Genomic DNA, 22430 nt, shown 5'->3' on the forward strand with positions numbered 1-22430 from the left:
TTTAAGATGTAATTCAATAGAAAAGCCCATTTAAAATATCAAATCCTAAAAACATGAACAGCTTTAAAACTCTTTGTAAAACCCTAGCTATTAGTACAGGAATCTTTTTGTTATCTGTTCCTACTACCTACGGGATACCACCAAAACCGTTGTTAAATGCCAAAACAACTTACAATCAAACAGGTTCTTGGGATGCAACTTATTATTTTACAATCAAATTACCAGAATCTCTGGCTAATTGGCAACTGCAACAGGTTGTTTTAACACAAATAGAAGGTGTAGAAAATATTGAATTCAATCAGAAAGACAGTTTTGCTTTTATAGAAGCAAGTGGACAAAAAGAAAAGCTAGGTATTACCCTCAGCAAGAGTTCAACTCAACCACAAACTGTCATTGCTACTTTTGATAAACCAGTTTCTGCGAATCAAACAATTAATATCGCTTTAAAACCTTTTTATAATCCCGCTAGTGAAGGTATTTATCTATTTCAAGTTCATGTTATTTCCTCTGGTGAAAAGGCGAATAAGTTAGTTGTGGGAACTGCTAGATTCCAATTTTATAATAGTTTTGATAATCACCTATTTTATCAATGGTAACGTGTTTATAAATTGCTGATTTTTCAGACAAATTCAGCAATATCCATCAATTGGTTAAGAATGCTAAACGACAACTATTCAGTAACATATTCAGTTCTTCTGCAACTTCAAACGAATTCTTCCCTAATATTGGAGCAGCAATTACAGCTTCATCAGGATTTCTACCTGTTTTCTTTACAGCAGAAATCGCATCTTTGTTAGAAAATTCCCGAACACTCACTAACCAAGCTGCTAAGATATGTCCAGTGCGGCCAATTCCACCAGCACAATGTACAACTACTTTTTCATTTTCTTGATTTGCTGTGATCAAAAAAGGCAGTATTTTCTGTGTAAGTGTTTCTAAATCACATAAATGAAAATCTTCAATTGGTGTCCAACAAACTTGTTGATTACCAAATTCTTGCCGATATGTATCTAAAAGATGTGCATAATTAGCTAGTTGTTTTTCACTAAGTAAACAACAAACTCGCTTGATATTGTGCGATTTCATAAACTTAATCCAGTCTTCTACCTGTTGATTTGAATATCCAGGTTGAGAAGCACCAAATACGATTGTTTCTTTTTCCCAAGCAGCAGCAAATTTGTACATCTTTAAATGTCTAAATTTTGAATCTTTTTTATTGCTTTTTCTGCGTAAATAGAAACATCACGATCAGGGTCATCTAGTGCTTGTTGTAGAGCATTTAAAGCCTGAGCATTATCTAAATTACCAAGTGCTATAGCTGCCTCTTTTCTGACATCAGAATATTCGTCTGTTAATGCTTGAATCAAATCAGGTAATAAATTTGAACCTAGGCTTTTTTGTAATACTTGAAGTGTGAATTTTCGTACTTGCCAATGTTCATCTTTTAGCGCAATTTTTAAAGCTGGAATTGCTTCTGAATTAGCGTGAATAGCTAGGGATTTAGCTGCATTGCGTCGTACTTGCCAATCAGGATCAGAAGTGAGTGATTGAGTTAATAATTCTACAATTTCTTGATCTGCTAAATGTCCTAAAGTTAAAGCTGCTGCACGACGGACATTTGCATCAGGATCATTGATTAATGATAAAGCAGGTGGACATATTTGCACTTGGTTTAAATAGCGTAGAGTTGTAATAGCAGTTTCTCGTAGTTGTGGATATTTAGAATCAAAGAAAGATAACACCGCAGGTAGAGATTGAACATCATGTATCTTCCGCAATAAGATTAAGATGTTAACTTGAAGATTGATATTTTCTTGATGTAGTGCATCCAATAAAAGCAATAAATGATCTGTGGTGACTAATTCACCTAAAGCTGATAATCCTTCGGTGCGAACTTCTATATCTGGGGAAGCAAGAGTTTTTAATAAAGCAGGTACAGCAACAGGATTAGCAAGTTCCCAAAGTGCAGATACGGCAATTTTTTGGACTGCGGTGCTTTCGTCTTCCAGTGCAATAATTAAAGCGTCCACTGCTGCGTCTTCTCCAAGATGCTGTAGAGATTTTACCGCAACTAGGCGATCGCTCACATCAGGCGATCGCAACATTTCTAACCATTGATTTAACTCTGAATCTGTATCTATAAACATTTCTGTACCTCTACCGCAACAAAAAAGGAATTTGGACTGTAATGGCGTTGGTTGGACATTCTTTTTCACAGGGTAGACAGAACCAACATTCATCATATTTCATGTATGCTTTTCCCGTCTCTGGATTTTTTGCTAATACATCCAAAGGACAAACTTCAATACAAGCCACACATTTTTCTAAACATTTAGATTCATCAACAATTACCGGAACATCAACTCTTTGATTAATTAAAGCCATAAATTTATCACTCCCTAATTTCATTAAAAATTAAACAAAAAATTCCCATTCTTCCCTAAAAGAAATTACCATTTTATTCAATTCCTCCATATCAATTAAAAACGCATCATGTCCGTGAGTTGATTTGAGCAACCCCAATTGAGCATGAGGGATTAAATCTACTAATTCTTGTTGTTCCACTGGAGGATAAAGAACATCAGAATCAATGGATACAACTAAAGTTGGTTGTTTGATACTTTGTAAAACTGATTGATAATCTTTTCTGTTCCAACTAACATCATAACTATCCATTGCATGAGTTAGTGTAATGTAAGTATTAGCATCAAAACGTTCTATCAATTTTTGACCTTGATATTGTAAATAACTAGCCATAGCAAACTGATTGGATTCATCCTGCTGTCTGCCAAAACGATTTGTAAAACTCTCCCAATAACGATAGGTAATCATTGCCATCATTCTTGCTACTGCTAGTCCTTGGTTTGGAGGTGCATCAATTGTATAGTTTCCCCCTTGCCAATTTGGATCTGTATAAATTGCCTGTCTTTGTGCTTCACTCAAGCCAATAGACCATGCTGAATGTCTTCCAGGTGCAGCCATTGGTGAAATTGCTCTCACCTTTTCTGGATATAATAAAGCCCATTCTAAAACTTGCATTCCACCCAATGAACCGCCAATTACTAATTGTAGAGCTTTAACTTCCAGGTATTCTAATAGTGCAGCTTGGAGGTTAACCATATCCCGAATTGTAATTCTGGGAAAAGATGCACCATAGGCTTTTCCTGTATTTGGGTTAATAGAAGTTGCTCCAGTTGTACCGTAACAACTTCCTAAAATGTTGCTGCACACGATAAAATCCTGATTAGGATCAAAGACTTTTCCTGAACCAAACAAATCTCCCCACCAATCATCAGCATCAGCAGAACCAGTTAAAGCATGACAAATTAAGACCCCATTATCGCGGTTTGCGTTTAATTTTCCCCAGGTACGATAAGCAACCTGAACACCAATTAATAGTTCACCAGATAAGAGTGAAAATGGTGCTGAGAGTTGATAAAACTGGGTTTTTGCTGAAATGAAGTCTAGGTATTTCATAAAATTAGCAATTAGCTATAGTTAGCTATAGATATCTAGATTCCCGACTTCTTAAATAAGTCGGAGATCTTTTGGTATATTAGCCAGAAACCTTCTTAAATGCCTGTTCAAAGTCCTCCTTAATATCATCAATATGTTCAATTCCCACAGATACCCGCACTAAATCAGGTGTTACACCAGCGGAAATTTGTTCGGTATCATTTAGCTGTTGATGGGTTGTAGACGCAGGATGAATTACCAAGGTTTTAGCATCACCAACATTTGCTAAATGACTGGCTAATTTCACATTACTAATAAAAGCCTTACCTGCTTCTAATCCACCTTTAATACCAAAATTGAGAACTCCTCCAAAGCCATGTCGAAGATATTTTTTAGCGCGTTCATGATATGGATGATTGGGAAGTCCGGGATAATTAACCCATGCTACCTGCTCTTGTTGTTCTAACCATTTGGCCAATTCTAAAGCATTGTTGATATGACGTTCTACACGCAGGGAAAGGGTTTCTAATCCTTGAAGTAATAGAAAAGCATTAAATGGACTCAATGCTGCGCCAAAATCTCGTAATCCTTCGACTCTGGCGCGAATAATAAAGGCAATATTACCAAATTGACTACCTTTTCCAAACACTTCTTGAAAATTCAATCCATGATAACCGGGGGAAGGTTCGGTAAAGAGGGGAAATTTGCCGTTACCCCAATCAAATTTACCAGAATCAACTATTACACCACCAATAGATGTACCATGACCACCTATCCACTTGGTAGCAGATTCTACAACAATATCTGCACCATGTTCAATGGGTCGTGCTAAAGATCCACCCGCGCCAAAGGTATTATCTACAATTAAAGGAATGCCATTTTCATGGGCAATGTGGGCTAAGGCTGCAAAATCAGGAATGTTAAATTGGGGATTACCAATGGTTTCAACATACAAGGCTTTTGTGTTTTCATCAATTGCTTGACGGAAATTTTCTGGATCATCTCCTTCCACAAATTTGACGTTTATTCCCAATCTTGGCAGAGAAACTTTAAATTGATTATAAGTTCCCCCATAGAGGAAACTGGTAGAAACAATATTATCTCCTGCTTGAGCGATCGTACTCAATGCTAAAAATTGCGCTGCTTGACCGCTTGCAGTGGCTAAAGCTGCTACACCCCCTTCTAAAGCCGCAATCCGTTTTTCAAATACATCCGTTGTCGGATTCATGATCCGGGTATAAATGTTACCAAATTCCTGAAGTGCAAACAACCGCGCTCCATGTTCAGCATCATCAAAAACATAGGAAGTGGTTTGATAAATTGGTACAGCGCGGGCATTAGTACCAGGTGCAGGTTCTTGTCCAGCATGGACTTGTAAAGTTTCAAAACGATAATTTTCTGACATAGCTAGTATTTAAATGGGTTGACTATCAAAACATGAAATATTGAAACTCACACTCCATACTGTTTAAACCATTTCTGGAGACGCTGCCAACCATCCTGAGCTTCTTTTTCGCGGTAGGAAGGGCGATAATCGGCAAAAAAGGCGTGAGGTGCATCGGGATAAACAATTATCTCTGATTTACTGCTATTAGATTTGAGTTTTTCTCGTATTTGTTCTACTGTGTCTAGAGGAATACCTGTATCTTGACCTCCGTAGAGTCCGAGAACAGGAACTTTGAGTGTAGAAGCAATATCAACAGGGTGTTTAGGCTGTAGTTCGGTAACATTGCCTACAACTCTTCCGTACCAAGCCACACCTGCTTTCACGTTGGGATTATGTGCAGAGTATAACCAAGTAATTCGACCACCCCAGCAAAAACCCGTAATTGCTAATTTATCAGCGTTACCTTTTGCTGATTTCACCGCCCAATCAACGGTAGCATCTAAATCTGATAAGACTTGAGCATCGGGAACTTTGGACACAATTGCGCGAATTTCGTCAATGTTGCTTAATTTTGACACATCACCTTGACGGATGAACAGTTCAGGGGCGATCGCTAAATAGCCTAATTTAGCAAAGCGTCGCACAACATCCTGAATATGTTCATGAACACCAAATATTTCCTGAATTACCAAGACAATAGGAAAATTCTCACCCTTGTCCGGTTGCGCTCTGTAAGCGGGAATTTCCCCATCTTTGACGGGAATTTTCACTGTTTTGGCAATTAATCCTTTAGCATTTGTGGTAATCACTTTAGCGGAAACAGGTTGTACTGCTACAGCAAAACCAGTTGTTAAAGCAGCAGTAGCGATAAATTTACGGCGTGTTATTTCTTTAATCATTTTTAATTACCTCAGTTTATTTAATGGGATTGAAATTAACAAACTTCTACAATCAAATTTTCAAAAATCAATCCAATAACGATAAATAACTTTGTTATTACTTTCTAGTAATCCCTGACTTACAAATTTACCGTTATTTTTTTGAATCACGCGATTAGAACCATGATTATCTTGATTACAAGTTAAGAGAACACGATTTAATCCCATATTTCTAGCTTGTTCAAGAGTTAAACTTAGCATTTTTGTTCCGTATCCTTTACCTCTTTGAAGAGGACGAATCATATATCCAATATGTCCTCCCCAATGTTCTAAAGTTGGTACTAACCAGTGACGTAATCGGCTTTCACCAATAATGATTTTACGATTTAGAAGCAACCAAAAAGTTGTTGCAGGTACAAAATCTGGTTTTAATCCAATACCTTCTGAGCTATTTTCTAAATATTGAATATAAGCTAAAAAATCACTCTGAATCAATTGCAAAAAATCCTGATCATAAATACGCGCTTCATCAGTATCTTGATACTCTCTTATCATATCAAGAAATTCTGACTGTAAATCAGCAGTTGGTTTAACTAATTGAATTTCTTGGGAATTTGGCAGCATTTCATAAATACGTTATTTTCATCTAACTGCGACATCATAAACTTCTTTCTGTAAATCAACCTCTACAACATAAGGCTCAACTGGACGCTTAAATAAGATCATTTCTTCTGCTTCATCTTTTTTCAAATTCACATGACAAAACCATTCTTCATTATTCTTATCTGGAAAATCCAACCGATAATGATATAAACCCCAACGACTTTCCCGACGATATAAAGATGCTCGTGCTGCCATTTCTGCACAATCACGAATAAAATGTACTTCCATACATCGCATTAATTCATGAGGATCACGCGCTCCCATTTGGGCTAAAATTTCATGATAACGCACAAAATTATTTAACCCAATTTCTATTTTATTGCCGAATTTTGGTGGTTGTAAATAATCATTCACCAGTCGGCGTAATTTATATTCAACTTGAGTATGGGGAATACCATTAGGTTGATTTAATGGTGCATAAATTCTCGCTTTTTCTGTTTCCAAAAAATCAGTATTAGGTTCTAAATGTTCTAAATTTTCAATATAATCAATGGCATTTTCTCCTGCTAACCGACCAAAGACAAATGCACCAATCATATAATTATGAGGAACACTGGCCATATCTCCGGCTGCATATAATCCCGGTACTGTAGTTTCTGCTTTTTCATTCACCCACACACCAGAAGCACTATGTCCACTACATAATCCTATTTCTGAAATATTCATTTCTACGCCATGAGTACGGTAATTCTCACCTCTACCTTCATGAAAACGTTCTCTACTTGGTCGTTCATTTGCCCATAAAACAGACTCAATTTCAGAAATTGTATCTTCATCCAAATGAGTCATTTTCATTTGAATAGGTCCTTTACCAGAGTTTAATTCTTTCCAGATTTCTAGCATCATTTGTCCACTCCAATAATCACAATTAATGAAGCGGTTTCCTTCTGAGTTGGCGGTATATGCTCCATAGGGACCTGCGACATAGGCACAAGCAGGACCGTTATAATCTTTAATTAATGGGTTAATTTGGAAACATTCGATGTTACTTAATTCTGCTCCTGCATGATAAGCCATTGAATAACCATCTCCCGCATTTGTAGGATTTTCATAAGTTCCATAAAGATAGCCAGATGCAGGTAAACCCAAACGTCCACAAGCACCTGTAGACAGTATAACGGCTTTGGCTTGGATAACAACAAAATCACCACCGCGCACATCAAATCCAACTGCACCAATGGCTCTACCATTTTTTACTAATATTCTAGTTGCCATAACGCGGTTAGTTACTTTCACTTGATGACGTTTAACTTGGCGGGTAAGAATGGTTTTTAAGTCTTTACCTTCTGGCATGGGTAAGACATATTTACCTATCCGATGTACTTGTTTAACGTCATAATTCCCTTGGGGATCTTTTTGGAATTTAACACCCCAATTTTCTAATTCTTGGATAGTTTCATAACCTAATTTACCTGTTTGGTAAACGGCTTTTTGGTGCAGAATACCATCGTTAGCAATGGTGACTTCGCGGACGTATTGTTCTGGGGTAGAATTGCCAGGAATGACGGCTGTATTAACTCCATCCATTCCCATGGCGATCGCCCCACTGCGGCGAATATTTGCTTTTTCTAAAATTAACACCTCAGCATCGGGATTAGCTTGTTTAGCTTTAATCCCTGCCATTGTCCCCGCAGTACCACCACCAATTACTAAAATATCGGTTTTTAGCCATTGTGTCTTGATGTTTGTTGTCATATACAACTCTTTCAATAATTTAAAATGTATTTTTTTTCACACAAAGGAGCAAAGAACGCACCAGAGAGTAAAAACAGATTTGAAAAAATAATTGATAATTAGTAATTTCTACATTACCAATTACCAATTACAAAATTACTTCTTGCCTGGCAAAACTATCTCCTTAACCTTGATTTTTTTAGGAATCAAGTTTATTTTATAGAAAGTATCAGCAATTTCTTGTTGTTTGGCAATTACATCATTTGTTAATGGAAAAATTCCATACTTGCGTCTTTTTTCTGCTACCTCTAATACAGCCGCATCTATACCCAATACAGGAGAAAGTAACTTTGCTACTTCAGGAGGATTCTTCTTTGCCCAATCACTGACTTTAGTTACCCCAGCCAAAACTGTCTTTAAAGCTGCTGGATTCTTTTCTACAAAGGATTTAGCTGCCAAGTAATAACCTCGATTGGGAGCTAGTCCAGTGGCATCTGTAAGAGTACGTGCGCCTGTGGCTTTTTGAGCAGCAGCTAAATAAGGATCCCAAACCGCCCAAGCATCAACATTTTTCCCTTCAAAAGCAGCACGACCATCAGCAGGTGCGAGGAAGGTTGGCTTAATATCAGTGTATTTTAATCCGGCTTTTTCCAGTGCTTTGACTACTAAATAATTAACATTTGCTCCTTTCGCAAAAGCCACTTTTTTACCTTTGAGATCAGCTACATTTTTAATTGGTGAGTCCTTATGGACAATAATTGCTTCCGCTTTAGGTCCATAAGGGTCATAAGCAACATAAACAAATGGTGTACCTGCGGCTTGAGCAAATATAGGAGGTGCTTCTCCTGTGTAACCAAAGTCAATACTTCCTGCATTTAAAGCTTCTAACATCGGCGGACCAGCAGGAAATTCAGTCCATGTGACAGAACTACCAGAGGCTTTTACGGCTTTTTCTAATTCTCCTTTTGCTTTGAGTGCGTATAGGATAGTTGCTGCTTTTTGATAGCCAATACGAATTACTGTCTTGCTACTATTATTTTGAGCGATTGTATTTGCATTAGCTTTCTGAATTGTCTCGCCATTATTGCTAACGGTGGGAGAAAAAACAGAAACGGCTAATGTTGAGCCTAATCCAACTGTAAATAGTAAAGAAAAAGTACGAATGTTCTGCTGACGATATTTTCTGAGAAAGGTGATTTTAGCTTCTAATCGTCGCAATAGAGGTAATTTAGTCAACATTACTCTGAGTTATTAGGGTGAATAGAATATTCAGACTTGATGTCAATTTATGATAAGACTACAGTATGTCAATCGAAATACCGTACTTTATAATATTACATAGAGGAAATTGAAATGCAAGCTTTTCTTTGAAAAAAGCAATTATTTGGTCAGTAAACATTTCATTTTGATTTTTTTATACTTGATTGCCGTGAGATGCTGAGAAAAAAGGAAGTACAAATAGATGATACAAATAGATGATCCCAATCTTTTACAACAAGAAGTTATCCAACTTCTTAAACAGGTAATTGAACCCACCCTCAAAAATGACATTGTTAGTTTAGGAATGGTACGAAATCTAAGGATAGTTGATCAGTATGTTTATCTGCGCCTGTATATAGGTTCTCTTCAACAATACTTGGAAGCAGAGATAAAGTCCGTTTTATCCTCACTGACCTGGTGCAAAAAAACTTATATCCAAATTTGTACAATTCCCAAGGTGAAAACAACTTTAGCTATATCTAGCGGTAAAGGGGGAGTTGGTAAATCCACAGTCGCAGTTAATTTAGCAGCAGCCTTGAGATTAACAGGAGCAAAGATCGGGTTATTAGATGCTGATGTCTATGGACCAAATGTTCCTCAGATGTTGGGACTGGGAAAATCTGAAGTTACAGTTATTGATACTGCTAATGGTCAGAAATTTTTACCTTTAGAATCTTTAGGTATCAAAGTTATGTCAGTGGGATTATTGGCAGCACCGGATCATCCCTTAGCATGGCGTGGACCAGTGTTACACAAAATTATTACTCAATTTATACATGATGTTGATTGGGGAGAACTGGATTATCTATTAATAGACTTACCTCCTGGTACTGGTGATGCCCAAATCACAATTATACAAGAAAGCCCGATTTGTGGTGTCATGTTGGTAACAACACCTCAAGAAGTGGCTGTTGCTGATGTGCGTCGTAGTATCTATATGTTCCGCCAAGTCGGTGTTCCTGTTCTGGGTATTATTGAGAATATGAGCTACTTTATCACCACAAATGGCGAAAAAACTCCCATTTTCGGGACTGGAGGAGGTGAGAAATTGTCCCATGAACTCCAAGCGCCGCTTTTAGGGAAAATTCCCCTCGATCCTCGCATCTGTAATGGTGGTGATACTGGTCAACCTCTTACCCTTGCTGATTCTAGTTCAACGACAAGTGAAATATTTATACAAATTGCAGCGGCATTGCAGTCTACTTTTCTTGCTTTTTCTAGTTATTTGTGAGATGCTTAATTTAAATCTACGTTATTTTGACCAAAATACCGTATTTAGTAGATGTTTTAAGAGTTTTCTAAACCCACTCGCGTGGGTTCAGTCCCTGTAGACGCGGTTTTTAACTACCCAAGTTGGTAGTGGTTTAGACGTTGTAAACATCCTCCTACAATTAGTTAATCATAATTAATGGGTTCATTATGGTAAGTAAATTAGAAGGTAAAGTCGCTATTATTACCGGAGCTTCTTCGGGAATTGGGGAAGCAACAGCGATCGCTCTAGCAGCGGAAGGAGCAAAGGTGGTAATTGCGGCCAGAAGGGTAGAGCGTTTAGTATCTGTAGCAAAACAGATTATAGATCATGGTGGACAAGCCTTATCTATTGTTTCAGATATTACCGATGAAGCTCAAGCTAAAAACGTGATACAAAAAGCTCATGCAGAATTTGGACACATAGATATTTTAGTCAACAATGCGGGTATATCTTTTCCGGGGAGGATTGAAAATGCAGATCCCTCAAACTGGCGAAAAATGATTGATATCAATGTTTTAGCGTTAATGTACACAACTTACATAGCATTACCTATCTTTAAAGCGCAAAAATCGGGACATATCGTTAACATTTCCTCTGTAGCTGGCCGTATTGCTCGTGCGGGTATGGCTGGTTATAATGTAACCAAATGGGGGGTAAATGCCTTTTCGGAAGCCTTGAGACAGGAAGTATATCAAGATAATATCCGCGTTACTATCATCGAGCCTGGTTTAGTAGAAACAGAAATTGATCAGCATATTACCGATGTAGTAGCAAAGCAGGAAATTGCAGCCAGACGGAAAGCAATTACACCATTACAAAGTGAAGATATAGCAGCAGCAATAGTTTATGCTGTTAGCCAGCCACAGCACGTTAATGTCAATGAGATCTTAATTCGCCCAACTTTGCAAGATCGATGATACTCACAGTTATTCACAATAATACCGAAAAATAGGTAATATTAATGTTAGAAGAAAATGAAAAATCATTAAGTAAAAGCAATAAAATATCTGCTTTTTCGAGAATTTCACCTGCAATTATATCACCCAATTTATCTGGTTTTTTGATTGGGGAAAGCGTGTCTTTTTTCGGCTCTTGGATGACACAAATTACCTTAGTATGGCTGGTTTATCAATTGACAAATTCAGCTATGTTAGTTGGTATAGCTGGCTTTAGCAATCAAGCTATGGGTTTAGTGATTACACCATTGGTAGGAGTATTATTAGATAGATGGAATTTAAGGTATGTTCTATTAACTACCCAGATAGTATCTATTCTTTTATCTTCATTACTAACTTTTTTAACTGTTAGTAATCAGATAAATTTTACAGATATTATAATCATTGGTATTCTTCAGGGCATAGTCAAAGCTTTTGATTTACCAGCACGTCAAGTAACTATCCCCAGATTGCTAGAAAACAGAAGTGATACTTATAGTGCAATGGCTGTGCATTCATTTTTAATTAATACAGCTAAATTTGTTAGTCCTATGATTGGGGGTTTGATAATTGCTAGAAATGGAGCAGGTTTATGTTTCTTAGTAGATGCTATTAGCTATTTGCCTTTTATATTAGCTATCTTAATTATGCGGATAAAACCAAATATCAATAATTTATCTACATCAAAATCTCCAAAAATTTGGCATAACTTAAAAGAAGGATTTATTTTTGTCTATAATTTCGTGCCTATTAAATCTATTTTAATATTGCAAATTATAGTTTGCTTTATGGCAATGACTTATGTAAATCTCATGCCAATATTTGCCAAAGAAGTCTTAAAAGGCAATGCAGAAACGATGGGTTTTTTGATGACTTCTACAGCTTTCGGTTCTATCTTTTCTGGGATTTATCTCATGCAGCGTAAACAAGTCATAGGACTGGAGAAGGTTATGGTAATTTCTACTCTAGTGCTGGGAGTATCATTAATATTATTTTCTCTTTCAACACAGGTAGAAATTTGTTTAGTATTAATCTTTATTGTGGGATTAACTAACACACTGACTCTAGCTTCAATTAGTAATTTTTTGCAAGTAATTTTAGTTGAAGAAGATAAAAGAGGACGAGTAACCAGTATATTTATGACAACTTTTTTGGGAATATTGCCTTTTGGTAATTTATGTTTCGGAGGATTAGCAAATTATATTGGCGTTGCTAATGCTTTATTATTTGGCGGTGTTTGTTGTATTTTGGGAACGTATTTTTTTGCTAGACAAATATCAAATATTAGAAAAGTGGTAAACCCAATATATCAAGAAATGGGATTACTCTCTTAGAGGGTGTTTGAAAAGTATTAGATGAAACCAATAATCTCTAGAAACCTAACCCCCCCTCCCCTATCAGGGAATGGAGGCTTTAAAGCCTCTCTCCTGGTAGGGGAGAGGTTTGGAGAGGGGTTTATCTATACATTAAGAACTTTTAAAACATCCTCTTAGAGGATGTCTTAAAAGTTTCCGGCGATTAGAAAGATGCCCCCGGCTTCCGTCAGGTATACGCTACTACACAAACAAAGTCCACCTGCGTGGACTAAGGTATTGTTGTCAGAGCCAATTCTCCGATTAAGAAATTAGCGGATATTAAAGGTAAGAAAGTTGCTTTTCAAAGAGGATCAAATGCCCACTATTTATTAGCAAAAGCTTTAAAAGAAGTAGGTTTAAGCATTAGTGATGTTCAAGTTGTGGGACTAACTCCATCTGAAGCCCGTTTAGAAGATAGTTTTAAAACTTGAAGTTCAATAGGCTAATGTACTTCATAAATCTCCAATCTGCTGTAAAAAAAATATTTCTCTAATTAGGGGTTGCTGAAAAATCCTTTCCGTGAATTTTCTCTGCTAAAATATTCAACAATTTTTTATTTGATATAACCTAAAGCCATAGCACCATAACCAATTAAACTACTACCTAAAACTAGCCAAGCAGCATTGATGCGGTAGCGAGTAATCAAAACTGTGGAGATGAGTGCGATCGCTATCCCCAAAATATCTATATAGGGTGGTTTTGCTATTTTTAAAGTAGCTATTCCCAGTTGGAACGCAGCTACTACCATCAATGCTACAGCACTGGCATTCACAGCATCTAAAAATGATCTTGTCCAAGCAGAACTACGTAAACGGGGAATAACCGGATTTAAGGCAACAACGAAGAGAAAAGATGGTAGAAAAATACCAATGGTAGCTACTATCGCACCAGGTACACCAGCTAAGACATAGCCGATAAAGGTGGCAGTGGACAGCACTGGACCAGGGGTAAATTGACCAATAGCGATCGCATCTAGTAACTGCTGTTGTGTTAACCAGCCATATTCTTGAACTAATCCCCCTTGCAAAAATGCAATTAACACATAGCCACCACCAAACAAAACACTACCAACTTTCAGAAAAAACCAACCTAATTGCCATAAAGGAACAGATGTACCTGCCACAGCACTAATTGTAGATGTTGTCTGTAAAGTTGCGCCTGTAGTTAAGACAGCAATCCATAAGTCAGGTTTATTTCCTGGTGGTTTGTCTTGATTTCTAAGATGTAACCACATCATACCTAGTAATCCTCCAAACAATAAGGCAATTACTTCATTCACTTGGGAAATTAATACCAGTAATCCCACACCTATAGCAATAATCAGTAATTGACGGTTTTTCACCGCCTTTCTTGCTAAACCCCAAAGGGCATTGACAATAACCGCTAAAACAGCAGGTTTGATACCATAAAGTAAAGGTGCAATTTGAGGTAGACTACCATAATTAACATAAATCCAGGCAAATATCCCTGTTATTAAAACCGCAGGTAATATAAAACAAACACCTGAGACAATTAACCCTGGCCATCCTGCATAAATATATCCGACATGAATTGCCATTTCAGTGGAATTGGGACCAGGAATCAAATTGGTTGCACCTAGTAAATCCAGAAAATGGTCTTGTGTCAACCACCGACGACGCTTCACTACTTCATCTTCAATCATGGCAATATGGGCAACTGGGCCACCAAAGCCAATAACACCCAGTTTAAAAAAGAGTGTAGCTATTTCACTCAACCGACTAAATAAGTTGTACGGCATAGCTTGCGTAATCTACGTTAAAAATGTAAAAGCCAACTTACGTTAACCTATACTTATTTTATATTTATTATTTAATAACCAGCAGTTTTATCTACCACATTGCGTAAAGACTTACCTTGACAATAGCGGTTGAAATTGTCAAGAAATAGGGCAAGTGTTCTCTCTTTAACTCTAGGAGAATTTCCAGAACAATGGGGGGTAATAAATACATTTGGTAATGTCCACAAAGGACTCTGTGCTGGTAATGGTTCTGTAAATACTGTATCTAAAGCCGCCCCAGCAATCCAGCCTTCCTGTAAAGCTGTAGCCAGTGCTGATTCATCAACAATTGCTCCCCGTGCAATATTAATTAAATAGGAATCAGTGCGGAATAATCCCAAGGTTTCTACATCAATCATTCCCTTTGTTTCTGCTGTTAAAGGAGTAGAAATCACCACAAAATCTGCTTCTGGAAGTAATTCTTTCCACTTGTTAGCGCCGACTACTTTATCAAAATTTGGTAATGGTTCTGGATGACGACAACTACCAAAAATACGCATTCCAAATGCTTTAGAACGAACCGCAATTTCTTGACCAATTCCACCAGCACCGATAATTAATAAAGTTTTGTCGAATAATTCTTGAATTGGTAAACCTCTTTGCCAATTATGCTGATTTTGTAGTTTATATAAACTTGGTAATCGTTTAGAATAAGCCAGTAAATAAGTAATCACAAATTCAGCAATAGGAATACCATGAACCCCTGCACCATTAGTTAGAATTAAATCTCTTTCTAAATATTTTGGTGTCAAAATATGATTTACACCTGCATTTGGGGCATGATGCCAACGCAATAAAGGCGCAGCATATAATACTCGATGTAAAGTATTTTGTTGGAGATAAAACCAACTAAAATAAATTTCTGCATCTGTGGCATCACCATCTATATTACCCTCACTATCTACACGCACTACAGTAGTATTTTCAGGTAAATGCGGCTCAATTTCATGAGCAATTTCTACTGGTAAAATCAGTTTCATAATTGATAAATTGGATGATTTTTGATGTTCTATTTCATCTTCTGCAACAATTTATATGTTGAGTCTTCTTTAGCTGTGGTTGTAACAGATTTTCCCCAACCGATATTTTTACGATAGCTGCCTAAAAGTTTAGCTTCTTCTAATAATTGTTCGTTAATTCCTGTTAATGGTTCTACTTCTGGGGCAACATACAGCGCATCAACCGGACAGTATAATTCACACATAAAACAGGTTTGACAATCACTTTGTCTAGCAATAGTCGGAGGTGCATCTGGTACTTTATCAAAAACATTTGTTGGGCAAACTTTAACACAAATATTACATTGAATGCACCGGGATTCACTAACTAATTCAATCATTTCCAAAACCACCAAAATTAATATGAATGTAGGTTGGGTTGAGGAACGAAACCCAACATTATCAAAACTTGTGTTGGGTTTCCTGGTGTCAACCCAACCTACTATTTACACAGTTACCAGTTCTTTTGTTTTTACTTCCTGGATAGGTGCAACTTTTACCCAAACTTGATCTAAACCACCACTAATTAAATGATGTTGTTGGTTAGTATCCTGTTCTGGATAATCTAAATGTTTGTGCATTCCGCGTGTTTCTTTGCGTTCCAAGGCACTGCTATACATCCATCTGGCTGTGGCTACCATTCCCGCAGCTTCCCTTGTGCGGAGAATATTACTATTATCTGCACTTTGACTATTGCGAATTTCATCCCAGAGAGAATGTAATCTTTGCAATGATTCCGTTAAAGTTTGTTCATTACGGAAGTAGTTTCGATTGTATGGGAAAACTTCCGCTTGAGTGGCTTTGATGATGTCTTCACTGTGAATTAGTTTTTCACTACCAGAAATAAATCCTACACCACCTACGGCTTGAACTGGTCTTTGGTTGGCTTGCACACCTAAATCACGGGAGTATGTAGCCGCAGACTGTCCTGCCCAATACCCTGAAGATAGCGCCCAAGCGGCGTTATGACTACCACCACCAGTAAAACCACCACAAATTAATTCTCTTGTGGCTGCGTCACCAGCAGCATAGAGTCCACGCACAGAAGTAGCACAAGTATAATCGGTAATTCTAATGCCACCTGTACCCCGAACTGTCCCCTCTAAACGCAAGGTGACAGGGAAACGTTGAGTAAAGGGATCAATACCAGCACGATCAAAAGGTAGGAAGAAATTGGGTTGAGATAAACGCATTGTCACCCGCATTTCTGCTGATGCTTTGTCTATAATGGCGTAAACTGGCTGAGTTAGCAAAGTTTCAGCAATGACAGAACGCCCTTTTTGCGAACCAGCACCGGGGATGGGTGTCCCATCTGCGTAGGTGAAAGTTGCCCAATTATAGAATAAGGTTTTAGTTACAGAAGAAAAAGCAGGTGCAATGCCATAGGCGTTGGAAAACTCCATTCCTGACATATCAGCACCCGCTTCGGCAGCCATCAGGTATCCATCTCCTGTTAACACATTGCAACCCAAGGCTTTACTCAAGAAAGCACAGCCTCCGGTAGCAATGATCACTGAATGCGATCGCACAATCCACTTTTTGCCAGTCTGACGGTTAACTCCCGTCGCCCCAGCTACAGCACCTTCTGCATCTACCAATAGCTGCAAAGCCGGACTGTGATCTAAAATTTTCACCCCTACCCGTTTTATTTGTTGCCGCATCAAGCGCATATATTCTGGACCCTGGAGACTGCGCCGATAGGGTTTACCATCTTCATCTGTAGGGAAAGGATAACCCCAGTCAGCTAGTTGGTTGACGTTCGCATAAGTTTGATCTAGTACCCGTTGCATCCAATCACGGCTAGATAAAAATCCTCCTAAAGCTTCCCTGGAAGCCATTGCTGCTTCTCTACTGTCGGGTTCTGGTGGAACATACCACACACCGTTACCTGATGCGGCTGCACAGCCACTTGTACCACAATAGCCTTTATCTACTAAAACCACTTTTGCGCCACTATTAGCAGCACTCCACGCTGACCAAGTTCCAGCAGGGCCACCACCAATTACTAATACATCAGCTAATAAGGTTTGATCAACATCGCTATCTTGGGAAAATAATTGTTTTTGAGTCATGGAAATTCCTCTTTCTTGTAACATTAATTTATTGAAAAACAGTAGATTGGGTTAAGCGACAGCGCAACCCAACAAAGTCTTGAAGATGTTGGGTAACATACGTCAACCCAACCTAGCAATAACTTAAACTCCTGGTGTACTGCCACCATCAACTTGAATTTCTGCACCAGTAATAGAAGCAGCTAAATCAGAAACTAAAAATAAAGCTAAAGCTGCAATTTCTTCAGGGTTGACGATTTTTCCTAAAGGAATTGATTTCACTGCTTGGGCTTTATATTCATTCACAGTAATACCCAAACTATCGGCATTTTGGACAGCTAAAGTTTTCGCTCTTTCTGTGTCTGTTAATCCTGGAGAAATGGCATTAATTCTAATATTATCTAGGGCTAATTCTTTAGAAATGCCTCGTGTAAAGTTCAACAATGCAGCATTTGTAGTTCCTCCTGGTAAGAAATTAGGACGGGGTGTCCTTCCAGCACCACCAATAATATTAATAATGCGTCCATCACCCTGTTTTTTTAAATGAGGTATAACTGCTCTCACAAAGCGAATATAACCCAAAAGTTTTAAACTCCAAGCGTCTAGAAATGCTTGATCACTCAATTCTAAAAATGACCCAGCACGGGCTGAACCAGCATTATTAATTAAGATGTCAATTTTACCGAATTTTGCAATTGTTGTAGAGATAACTTTCTCAACATCTTCTGCTGTAGTTAAATCAGCACTAACACCAATAACTTTAGCATTTGCATTATCTAAAGATTGAATATCAATTACTGCTTGCTCAAGTTTTTCTTGATTGCGAGCAGCAATAACTACATTCACACCTTCGCTATACAAAGCTTTTGCTGTAGCTAACCCAATTCCGGCACTACCACCTGTAACAATTGCTGTTTTACCTGATAGATTTAGTTCTAAACTCATAACGGTTACACCCGATAAATTTACCCAAGGGATTCAAAAATACAAATAGATATTTTGTAGTAATTAATGTAGAGTCGTTCTATAGAACATCTCTACAATATCTCTACAAATAACTTTCTCTAGCTGCAAATTTTTCTAATAGAAATTGTTTGAGATGTGGCTGTTCTAAATTAATACCTAATTCATTAGCTTTTTGAACAATTTCCTGATAACTTAAACCTGCTTGAATTGCATTTGCAATTAAGGCTATTCCTCCCGCTCTTGCACCACCAGCACAGTGAATTAAAATTGGTTTAGGCAAGTTCTCAACAGCTTGAATTGCTTCTGCTGTTAATTTCGGATTTGGTGCTTGAGAATTTAAGGGAATGTTTGTATATTCCAATCCTACAATTTGTGCTTCTTGCTTTTCATCATCGAAAAAACCATTTTCATCAGGAGAACGTAAATTTAAAACTGATTTAAAACCTCCTCTTGCCAATTGTTTTAATTCTTCAGATGAAATTTGTCCAGCGATACTCAAATTATCGCTAACTTTTTTAAAATTAGTCATTTTGATTCCTCTTTAGATGAAATGAAATCAATAAATAGATGCTAAAATTTTATCTGCTGCGGCTCGTAATGCAGTCGCAGCACCAGCACTCATATCTCGTGGCGCACAAATTCTATTTCTGACATAAGCCAGTGTAATAGCTCCTGTAGCAGCGATAATGGGGTCTATACTTTCTTTTCCTCCGGTTCTTCCTCCTGGTAATAGTTTGTTATTGCCATTAAGGAGATAATCAGCTAATAATCGTAGGTGAAAATCAACAGAGTCCTTAATTATTGAGATATCACCTAAAGATTGAACTCCTGAATTTTTCAGAATATCGCTAATAGCAACTTCTCGATTATCACTTAATCGTTCTGCTGCTTCGGCACGATATTCAATAAATTCAGCATCAGCTAAATCTAAAGGTAAAGGACTACCAATAGGTTCTACGCCAAATCTCCGCCGTAAGAGTAAATTATTAGTAATATTGTCTGATTTAACTCTGTTGTAAGCAGGACGTTTTTTAAGTGCTGCAAACCAAACATTAATGAGAGGAAAACGAGGATTTCCTTTGATGTGATATCCTCTATATACTGGTAAATTAGCCGCCAATCTATCTAAATGGGGACTATACATAATATCTACCAGGCTAAATGTTGATAAAAAATAGGGTTTTGGATATCTCCCTAAAGTCTTTTCAATTTCATCTAATTTAGCTTCAAATTCTGCCTGTAAATCTTCTAATTCTTGGACATCTTCTGGAGGTTGTCTCAAGAATTTATAGGCAATCTCTCGAAAACCATTAGTTTCTGCGTCTTCAACCCATTGTCTGGCAAGAGCATTTTCTTCTGGATCTTCTGGTAATAACGTTTCCCCAAAGTGTTCTTCCAATTTTAAAAGAATATCTTTAGATTCATAAACCAATTTTCCTTCAATATTTGCTGCGGGGACAAGGGTTGTTGGTACTAAGTCTGTGTACCATTTAGGTTTATTACTCAGATCAATAAACTCAGTGTCAAAGGGAATTTCTTTTTCTTCCAAAGCAAACCAAACTCTTTCACAAAAAGGACACCAAGAGTTACTATCTCTATATAACAATACTGGTGGTTTTCTCTCAGAGGGAATTTTATACAGACTACTAGGAATAGGCGCAGTAGAAGGTGCTTGTCCTGGCCTTTTGACTCGACGAGAGGGGGTATTTTGTCGAGCTTTTTCTAATAATTGATCCCAACTGGATATGGTAGTGCTTGCAATGGCCATTTCTTATCTTGCCTTATTTGGAACGCCAGAAAATACAAATAGTTTTTCTTCTTTGGGTGTAAGTAGATTTTCACCTAAATAACGATGAATCCCTACTCCCATATCTCCTGTTGCTGTGAGTTTAAAGTTAATTTCCTCAAAATCCAATTGACTCAAGTATTTGCGGACTGTTTCTGAATGGGCAATACCCTGAGAGTGTCCACGAGTCCAAAGAACAAAAGCACCTTTTTTGCTGAGAAAACTGAGATTTCCTAATAAACGATTGAGTTCATTTTCATCAGCTAAATTGCCAAAAATACCACAAACAATGACAATATCTGCTGGTACTGCTCCTACATAGTTATCAGCAGCAGTTGCATCACCGTGAATAAACTCAATTTGCTTTGTTAAACCTAAGAATTCTATACTTTCGCGCCCACGTTCAACTAAGTTGGGATTGATTTCTACCAATCTTGCATATACGTCTTTAGCGCGAGGATGATTTGCTAATATTCCTAATAAATCGCGTCCATCACCAGCGCAAGCACTAACTATACGAATAGCCCCTGTTGGGGAGTTATCCAAACTATAGGAAATATATTCCCGCACGATTTCTAGCCGTTGCTGTAATTTAGCTTCAGTATTGTAAAGATCGTGCCATTCTAACCAATCTTTTGGCATAAGAGAAGATTCCCGATTGCTAAAAATTTAGATTCTGGAGAGTGTTATTAATTACTCATCCTTAAAATACTGTAAATCTATCGAAAATTAGTAGATTAAAGATAAATACAGATTAACACATCAATTTGGAGAAAATCAAGTAGTTAGATAATTAGCTATCTAGCTAGTAATGCAAAAGATGATTAAGTTGTTTCAACTGACTAACTTGCGCTAAGTCCACATTTCCACCAGTGATAATTACGCCAATTCTCGCTGCTGGTACTTTCACTACACCTTCTAATAATGCGGCTGCGGCTATGACCCCAGTAGGTTCGACAACGATTTTTAACCGTTCCCAAATAAAGAACATGGTGCGAATTATGCCTGCTTCTGATACTGTCACCATATCATCTACGTATTGCAAGACTAGGGGAAAGGTGATTTTCCCCAAGCAGGGAGTTCGTGCCCCATCAGCAATGGTATGGGGATTATGAACAGTTTGCAGGGTTTTGGTGTAGAAAGAGCGAGTAGCATCATCGGCTAATTCCGGTTCTACACCAATTATTTTACAGTTAGGTAAAAGTGCTTTTGTAGCAACTGCACAACCAGAAATTAATCCACCACCACCACAACATACTAATAAGTAGTCTAGTTGTCCTACTTCTTGTATTAGTTCTAATGCAGTTGTACCTTGTCCAGCAATGACATGAGGATGATCATAGGGTGGAATTAAAGTTAATTGGCGTTCTGCTGCGAGATTTTTGGTTAATTCTTCCCGGTTAGTTGTGTCACGGTTGTACAAAATGACTTCCGCACCATAGCCGCGAGTAGCAGTTTGTTTGACTATCGGTGCATCATCAGGCATAACTACAATGGTGGGAATGTCGAGTAATTTACCAGCAAGGGCGATCGCTTGGCCATGATTTCCTGAAGAATAGGTAATAACACCTTTTATTTTCTGCTTGGCTGATAATTGGACTAAGGCATTATAAGCACCACGAAACTTAAATGCTCCTGTCCGTTGAAAGTTTTCGCATTTAAAAAATACTTGGCTTTGAGTCAGTTCATTGACGGTATCAGAGGTGATTACTGGTGTTTGATGAGCAATACCTAAAAGCCTTTTTTGTGCTGCTTCTACATCAGTAATAGTAACAGAATCAGATAGTAACATTGTTTTTTCTAAGAGGATGTTTGAAAAGCTTTGGCGACTAGAAGTCGCGGCTATACAGACAAAACCCATCTATTCCTGCGGAACGCTACGCGAACATGGGTTTCAAACTCTTACAGCACTTCCCGGTGTTATGAGGTACATATTTAGCGGGCAAGATGCCCGCACCACAAGAGTTTCAT

The 22430-nt window shown here is 37.7% G+C and carries 23 protein-coding genes; 5 read left to right on the plus strand and 18 right to left on the minus strand.

What is annotated here, in order from left to right; all coding sequences use genetic code 11:
* Positions 1–53 precede the first annotated feature (53 nt).
* Positions 54–596, plus strand: a complete 543-nt coding sequence (locus ACIR310F_RS0112560; RefSeq protein ID WP_028084134.1) for a DUF2808 domain-containing protein — start codon at positions 54–56, stop codon at positions 594–596.
* A 46-nt stretch (positions 597–642) separates the two neighbouring features.
* On the opposite strand, the gene ACIR310F_RS0112565 is transcribed toward ACIR310F_RS0112560, so the two are convergent.
* From ACIR310F_RS0112565 to ACIR310F_RS0112605, 9 genes are all read right to left on the minus strand, one after another.
* Complete coding sequence (locus ACIR310F_RS0112565; protein WP_028084135.1) at positions 643–1185, minus strand: protein-tyrosine phosphatase family protein; 543 nt, start codon at positions 1183–1185, stop codon at positions 643–645.
* A gap of 2 nt (positions 1186–1187) precedes the next feature.
* Positions 1188–2147, minus strand: coding sequence for a HEAT repeat domain-containing protein (locus ACIR310F_RS0112570; protein WP_028084136.1), 960 nt, complete (start codon positions 2145–2147; stop codon positions 1188–1190).
* 10 nt (positions 2148–2157) lie between these two features.
* A complete protein-coding gene (locus ACIR310F_RS0112575; RefSeq protein ID WP_027401230.1) occupies positions 2158–2385 on the minus strand; it encodes a 4Fe-4S dicluster domain-containing protein in 228 nt (75 codons plus the stop codon).
* Between the two features lie 30 nt (positions 2386–2415).
* The gene (metX, locus tag ACIR310F_RS0112580; protein WP_028084137.1) at positions 2416–3477 is read right to left on the minus strand and encodes a homoserine O-acetyltransferase MetX; all 1062 of its coding nucleotides are present in this window, start codon (positions 3475–3477) and stop codon (positions 2416–2418) included.
* Positions 3478–3556: 79 nt separating this feature from the next.
* Positions 3557–4861, minus strand: a complete 1305-nt coding sequence (locus ACIR310F_RS0112585; RefSeq protein WP_028084138.1) for an O-acetylhomoserine aminocarboxypropyltransferase/cysteine synthase family protein — start codon at positions 4859–4861, stop codon at positions 3557–3559.
* A gap of 47 nt (positions 4862–4908) precedes the next feature.
* A complete protein-coding gene (locus tag ACIR310F_RS0112590; protein ID WP_028084139.1) occupies positions 4909–5739 on the minus strand; it encodes a dienelactone hydrolase family protein in 831 nt (276 codons plus the stop codon).
* A gap of 63 nt (positions 5740–5802) precedes the next feature.
* Positions 5803–6345, minus strand: a complete 543-nt coding sequence (locus ACIR310F_RS0112595; RefSeq protein ID WP_035367937.1) for a GNAT family N-acetyltransferase — start codon at positions 6343–6345, stop codon at positions 5803–5805.
* 18 nt (positions 6346–6363) lie between these two features.
* Positions 6364–8079 carry a fumarate reductase/succinate dehydrogenase flavoprotein subunit gene (locus ACIR310F_RS0112600; RefSeq protein ID WP_028084141.1) on the minus strand — a complete coding sequence of 572 codons (1716 nt, stop codon included), beginning with the start codon at positions 8077–8079 and terminating at the stop codon, positions 6364–6366.
* Between the two features lie 135 nt (positions 8080–8214).
* The gene (locus tag ACIR310F_RS0112605) at positions 8215–9297 is read right to left on the minus strand and encodes a sulfonate ABC transporter substrate-binding protein (RefSeq protein ID WP_028084142.1); all 1083 of its coding nucleotides are present in this window, start codon (positions 9295–9297) and stop codon (positions 8215–8217) included.
* 223 nt (positions 9298–9520) lie between these two features.
* On the opposite strand from ACIR310F_RS0112605, the gene ACIR310F_RS0112610 reads away from it, so the two are divergent.
* From ACIR310F_RS0112610 to ACIR310F_RS24350, 4 genes are all read left to right on the plus strand, one after another.
* On the plus strand, positions 9521–10549 hold the full coding sequence (locus ACIR310F_RS0112610; RefSeq protein WP_028084143.1) for an Mrp/NBP35 family ATP-binding protein: 1029 nt from the start codon (positions 9521–9523) through the stop codon (positions 10547–10549).
* 188 nt (positions 10550–10737) lie between these two features.
* Positions 10738–11487 (plus strand): SDR family NAD(P)-dependent oxidoreductase, encoded by a 750-nt coding sequence (locus tag ACIR310F_RS0112615; protein ID WP_028084144.1) that lies wholly within the window; start codon positions 10738–10740, stop codon positions 11485–11487.
* Positions 11488–11531: 44 nt separating this feature from the next.
* Positions 11532–12839, plus strand: a complete 1308-nt coding sequence (locus ACIR310F_RS0112620) for an MFS transporter (protein ID WP_028084145.1) — start codon at positions 11532–11534, stop codon at positions 12837–12839.
* Positions 12840–13096: 257 nt separating this feature from the next.
* Entirely contained in the window at positions 13097–13291 is a 195-nt protein-coding gene (locus tag ACIR310F_RS24350) for an ABC transporter substrate-binding protein (RefSeq protein WP_414534264.1), read from the plus strand.
* Positions 13292–13413: 122 nt separating this feature from the next.
* Here the strand turns inward: ACIR310F_RS24350 and chrA are convergent, their stop codons facing one another.
* The 9 genes from chrA to ACIR310F_RS0112665 all read right to left on the minus strand — a co-directional run bounded on the left by chrA (position 13414) and on the right by ACIR310F_RS0112665 (position 22251).
* On the minus strand, positions 13414–14619 hold the full coding sequence (chrA, locus tag ACIR310F_RS0112625; RefSeq protein ID WP_028084146.1) for a chromate efflux transporter: 1206 nt from the start codon (positions 14617–14619) through the stop codon (positions 13414–13416).
* Between the two features lie 71 nt (positions 14620–14690).
* Entirely contained in the window at positions 14691–15638 is a 948-nt protein-coding gene (locus ACIR310F_RS0112630; RefSeq protein WP_028084147.1) for a D-2-hydroxyacid dehydrogenase, read from the minus strand.
* A gap of 29 nt (positions 15639–15667) precedes the next feature.
* Positions 15668–15997, minus strand: a complete 330-nt coding sequence (locus tag ACIR310F_RS0112635) for a 4Fe-4S binding protein (RefSeq protein ID WP_028084148.1) — start codon at positions 15995–15997, stop codon at positions 15668–15670.
* Positions 15998–16102: 105 nt separating this feature from the next.
* Positions 16103–17728, minus strand: coding sequence for an FAD-dependent oxidoreductase (locus ACIR310F_RS0112640; RefSeq protein WP_028084149.1), 1626 nt, complete (start codon positions 17726–17728; stop codon positions 16103–16105).
* A gap of 123 nt (positions 17729–17851) precedes the next feature.
* The gene (locus ACIR310F_RS0112645; RefSeq protein WP_028084150.1) at positions 17852–18652 is read right to left on the minus strand and encodes an SDR family oxidoreductase; all 801 of its coding nucleotides are present in this window, start codon (positions 18650–18652) and stop codon (positions 17852–17854) included.
* 103 nt (positions 18653–18755) lie between these two features.
* Positions 18756–19202 carry a protein tyrosine phosphatase family protein gene (locus ACIR310F_RS0112650; protein ID WP_028084151.1) on the minus strand — a complete coding sequence of 149 codons (447 nt, stop codon included), beginning with the start codon at positions 19200–19202 and terminating at the stop codon, positions 18756–18758.
* Between the two features lie 27 nt (positions 19203–19229).
* Positions 19230–20441: a glutathione S-transferase family protein gene (locus ACIR310F_RS0112655; RefSeq protein WP_028084152.1), complete on the minus strand. Its 1212-nt coding sequence runs from the start codon at positions 20439–20441 to the stop codon at positions 19230–19232.
* Between the two features lie 3 nt (positions 20442–20444).
* Complete coding sequence (locus ACIR310F_RS0112660; RefSeq protein ID WP_028084153.1) at positions 20445–21101, minus strand: class I SAM-dependent methyltransferase family protein; 657 nt, start codon at positions 21099–21101, stop codon at positions 20445–20447.
* Between the two features lie 163 nt (positions 21102–21264).
* Positions 21265–22251: a threo-3-hydroxy-L-aspartate ammonia-lyase gene (locus tag ACIR310F_RS0112665; protein ID WP_028084154.1), complete on the minus strand. Its 987-nt coding sequence runs from the start codon at positions 22249–22251 to the stop codon at positions 21265–21267.
* Positions 22252–22430: the final 179 nt, after the last annotated feature.

The sequence above is a fragment of the Dolichospermum circinale AWQC310F genome (genome assembly GCF_000426925.1).
In the GTDB taxonomy this organism is placed as follows: Bacteria; Cyanobacteriota; Cyanobacteriia; order Cyanobacteriales; family Nostocaceae; genus Dolichospermum; species Dolichospermum circinale.